This is a genomic window from Synechococcus sp. H70.1 (assembly GCF_047502705.1).
Lineage (GTDB): Bacteria > Cyanobacteriota > Cyanobacteriia > Thermostichales > Thermostichaceae > Thermostichus.
On sequence record NZ_JANSIV010000110.1, the window covers coordinates 1 to 4,281 of the forward strand.

The 4,281-nt window shown below is 60.2% G+C and carries 5 protein-coding genes; 2 read left to right on the forward strand and 3 right to left on the reverse strand.

Features of this window, described 5'->3' with window-relative positions; all coding sequences use genetic code 11:
* The coding region (gene secD / locus NW827_RS07865; RefSeq protein ID WP_414503533.1) for a preprotein translocase subunit SecD at positions 1-601 on the reverse strand (601 nt) is incomplete at its 3' end.
* Positions 602-781: 180 nt separating this feature from the next.
* Between secD and NW827_RS07870 the strand changes: the two genes are divergently transcribed.
* Positions 782-1,624 carry a hypothetical protein gene (locus NW827_RS07870; RefSeq protein WP_414403275.1) on the forward strand — a complete coding sequence of 281 codons (843 nt, stop codon included), beginning with the start codon at positions 782-784 and terminating at the stop codon, positions 1,622-1,624.
* A 7-nt stretch (positions 1,625-1,631) separates the two neighbouring features.
* Here NW827_RS07870 and chlP read toward each other — a convergent pair whose 3' ends face one another.
* Both chlP and NW827_RS07880 read right to left on the reverse strand, forming a co-directional pair.
* A complete protein-coding gene (chlP, locus tag NW827_RS07875) occupies positions 1,632-2,852 on the reverse strand; it encodes a geranylgeranyl reductase (RefSeq protein WP_414403274.1) in 1,221 nt (406 codons plus the stop codon).
* Between the two features lie 142 nt (positions 2,853-2,994).
* Complete coding sequence (locus NW827_RS07880; protein WP_414359220.1) at positions 2,995-3,906, reverse strand: cation diffusion facilitator family transporter; 912 nt, start codon at positions 3,904-3,906, stop codon at positions 2,995-2,997.
* A gap of 139 nt (positions 3,907-4,045) precedes the next feature.
* Here NW827_RS07880 and NW827_RS07885 point away from each other — a divergent pair.
* A partial coding sequence (locus NW827_RS07885) for a 2-dehydropantoate 2-reductase N-terminal domain-containing protein (protein WP_414503534.1) occupies positions 4,046-4,281 on the forward strand: 236 nt, incomplete at its 3' end.

The window sequence follows — 4,281 nt, forward strand, 5'->3', positions numbered from 1 at the left end:
GGCGCCCTGTGCCCGCCAACTCTCGAGTGTCCTGGGGAAATTTTTCTGCCCGTTGAGGCTTAAACTCAAGCAGTACTTCCCAGCTCTGGGATCCGCGACGAGGGGCTTGGGGATAGGCGTTGCGCAGGAGATCGCCAGTGAGACCAACCCGTTCAAACAAGGCCTCAGGATTCTCTCCTGCAGTTACCTCCCCCTGTTCGTTGCGGGGCAGGGCGCTAACCGGCACCAAGCCCTTGCGGAATTCCAACTGGGCCGTATCCCCCAAAAGAGCAACAGCCCGATCCGGATCCGCTACCCCCGGCAGTTGCACGAATAGACGATCCCGGCCACTGATTTGGATCAAGGGCTCAGTTACCCCTAGGCCGTTAATCCGCTGCTGGACAACGGCCTCCACCCCCTGCATCACCTCGGGAGTAATCTCGGGTACCTCTTGGGTTGGCAAAGCCTGCAGCGTGAGTTGCGTCCCGCCTTTGAGGTCAAGGCCGAGGCGAACTTCTCGGCTCAAGCCTAAGTAGGTAAGAGCAACCACCACTGCTAGGATAAAGACTAGACCTCGCAGGAAGGCAAGCCGATTGAGCCACGAAGCTAGGGATCTGGCCATACTGCCTAGTTAGAAAGCCAAGAACACGGGCGCCCTGGTCGGCAGCCCGAGAGTTTTGTTGTGTTTTGAACTTCTCGATTTTACCCCAGACAGCCTCCCTCTTGGTTGACGTTAGCTCCAAGGCTAAGCTGTTGCCAGGGACAGGAAGTGCCCCAAATCTGCAAAGGAGGGGAAGTGGAGGTGAATTGGCGACGGACTGGCCCCGTGGCGGTGTTGCTGTTTGCCCTACCGTTGGCGGGATCCCCTGCTTGGGGGGGAGAGTACTTCACGGAAGAGGTAACTCGCCCTAGCCTGGAGGTTGTCCATGGCTGGCGGGAGGTGGTGTCCGGCACGCAGGTGACCATCACCAACACCAGTTCGGGGTCCTTTCGGGTGCCCCTGGAAATTGACCTGGCGGATCGGGCTAGCTGTGAGCGGGCTGAATTGGTGTTAACCAACAAGAGCACCTTGCCCCTGGGCTCCTTTCAAGATTGCATCCTTAACCTCTTTCCCTATCTGGACAAGTTCATCAACCAAGAAGTGGCCAGCATTCGGGTTACCCTAAAAGGGGCCGCTCCCCTCCTGGAGATCCCTCTGGAAGAGTCGGATCGGCTGATCCTGGCCCAGGTGGCCAACCAATCCCGGGAAGCCTTTGTCTTCTTTCAGCAGGAGCTGGCCCGCGTTTTGGAGCTCTTGAAGCAGCCGACGGCCAGCCAAAGCGCCCCACCCCAACCCTCTGCCCCTGCCAGCCCAACTCCGGCTGCCGCTGGACCCAACCCAGGGGAATTGGTGATTGTGGGATCAATCCGGGAGGAACGGGTAGGGGCTGGCAGTCGCCTGAGCGTGGAGGCCATCAACCGCAGCAGCCGCACTGTCCTCAACGCCCGCGCCCGCTTTACCTTCTATCGGGGCGGAGAAGTCGTCGAGACGCGCGTGGCCGCCTTTGAGCCCAGCGATGTACCTCCGGGCCAGAAAGCTACTGCTAGCGTGCTGAAGACAGACGCCAACTGGGATCGCGTTACCGTCACCTTCCAGTGGCAGTAGGACCCCCTCAGGGAGCCAGGGCGTTGCCCCGCAGCAAACTGCCCAGGGTTTTAACGGTAATCTTCAACTGTACCCAGGGGCTCATGGGCGCCACTGTCTTGTAGAGGTAGCTGGCAAAGGTTAACCGCTGCACATCCCGGTCGGCGCACATCTCCACAAAAGCCTCGCGGGTGGCGTTGGAGCGGTAGAACACCTGCTGCAGAAGGTCCAAGACCTTGTAGGTCAGGCCGTACTGGCGATCCCAGCGCTGGAGGTAGAGCTTGAGATCCTCTTCTGTGGGAAGGCGCTTCCCACCGTTGGAGGTCTCGACAATGGTCTCGGCGCACATGCGGCCCGACTTGGCAGCAAAATAGATCCCCTCACCACTTGCCTTGGTTACGTATCCTGCCGCGTCTCCTACCAAGGCAGCTCGGCCCACCACCCGGCGGGGACGGGGGTGCTCTGGAATAGGATGGGCCTCCACCTTGATCACCCGGCCCCCTCGGATTCGTTCGGCGGCGCGGGCGCGGATCCCGGCCTGCAGCTTCTGGAGGCTGGCCTGGTTGGTCTGCATGGTGCCGGTACCTACCGCCACATGGTCGCACTTGGGAAACACCCAGGCATAGAAGTCGGGCGAGACATCGTCTCCCACGTACATTTCTGCCCGCTCCTCGTAGTAGGCCATTTTGTCCTCCGGGAGGCGAATGCGCTCCTGAAAGGCCAGCGCGTAGTTGTAGTCCCCGGCGCCGATGGCTTCTGCCACCTTCGAGTGGAACCCGTCCGCCCCAATCACCACATCCACCGCCAGTGAGCGAGGTACCCCCTGGGGCAAGCCGCTGGAGAAGTCAACGTAGTGCAGGACGTAAGGATCCCGGCCATTCTGGGGGACTTCCAGATGCATCACCTTGCCGTGAATGAGCTCTGCCCCTTTTTGGCGGGCGCGGTTGCGCAAGAAGGCATCCAGGACCTCGCGGCGGCACATGCCAATGTATTCGCCTTCCTTTTCGAGGGCAATGTCCACCTCGTAGTTGGAAGGCGAGATCATCTTCATCTTGCGCACCTTGCGGTCGATGATCTCCTCCGGCAGGTCAAACTCCGAAACCATACACAGGGGAATGGCACCCCCGCAGGGTTTGGCGTTGTCCAGCTTGCGCTCAAACAAGAAGGTTTCGATTCCCGCTTGGGCCAGAACCTCGGCCGCAGAAGCACCCGCCGGGCCACCCCCAACCACGGCAACTCTCAGGCTCAAGGCGCCCTCCTTTTTCTTTCCTTCTTTCCAATTCCTAGATCTCCCCCAAAGGGAAGCTAGTCTGCAGCATACACGCAAATGAGTTCCATTTGGGCAATTTCCAGGGATCCCCCCAGGATCCAAGCGGGATAAGGCGTTGTGGCTAGGGTTGGGATCCCTCGATGTGGGAGTAGGGTTCCAGGTGGATGGTGACTCGCACCGGCCCGTAGCGCTCCTGTAGCAGTTGCTCCACCGCTTCGGTGATGCGATGGGCCGACTCCACGTCCAGCGGCTCCACCACCATATGCATTTCGATAAAGATCATCTGCCCTGGGATGCCGCGGGAGGTGATATCGTGGCAGTCGAGGACGCCGGGCAGGCTGAGAACCAGCTCCCGCAATGTCTTAGGCGGAATGGCTACCCGGTCGGTTAAAAAGGGAACGTTTTCCCGCAGCACTTCCCAGCCGCTCCAAAACACCAGCAGCCCCACTGGCACCGCCAGCACCTGATCCAGCCAGGGGATCCCCCAGTAGTGGATCCCGGCCAGTCCCAGCAGCACCGTCAGGGTTACCCAAACATCGCTGAGGGTATGGCGGGCATCGGCCAAGAGCAGCGAGCTGGACAAAGCCTTGCCCCAGGAACGTTCATAGAAGGCCACGAAGAGGTTGATCCCCAGTACCCCCACCATTAGGGTTAGGGTCAGTCCATCGACCTGCAGCGGCGGCTGGGGCTTAAAAAACCGTCCCACTGCTGCGCTGAGGATCTCAAAGCTGGCCATCCCCAGAAAAGCGGCGATCCCCAGCGCTCCAATGGCCTCAAACTTGCTGTGGCCGTAGGGGTGCTCCTCATCCGGCTCTGGCGAGGAAAAGCGGGCCGCCAGCAAGGCAAGAATGTTACTCCCACTGTCGGTAAAGCTGTGCAGGGCATCGGCCACCAAGCTGAGGGATCCCGTCGCTAGGCCCAGCCCCAGCTTGACCAAAAACACCAAAAGATTGAGCCCCAGGGTAACATAGAGCACCCTCTGTACCTGGTGCTGACGGCGAGCGGCAATGGCAGCAGAATCGGGGAAACTCACCGCTCATCAGAAGGGGTAGGTTCTGTTTTATTTTGCCATCGGCTTGAGTTCAAGGCCGTCTTTCCTCCGCTTGAGGATAGGGGATCCCGGTCAGCAGGGTATTTTAGAAGCAAGCCTCGACGCGAGGGGGAAGCAGACAATGGACGTGGCGGTTGTGGGAGCTGGCTATGTGGGGTTGGTCACCAGTGCTTGTCTAGCCAAAGTTGGTCACAGCGTCATCTGCGTGGACAACAACCCTGCCAAGATTGAAGGGCTGCAGCGGGGCCGCCTGCCCATCTACGAACCTGGCCTGGAAGAGCTGGTGCAGGCTGGAGCTGAGGCCGGTCGGCTGCACTTTACCACCGACCTGGGCCTGGCAGTGAAAGCCAGCGAGGT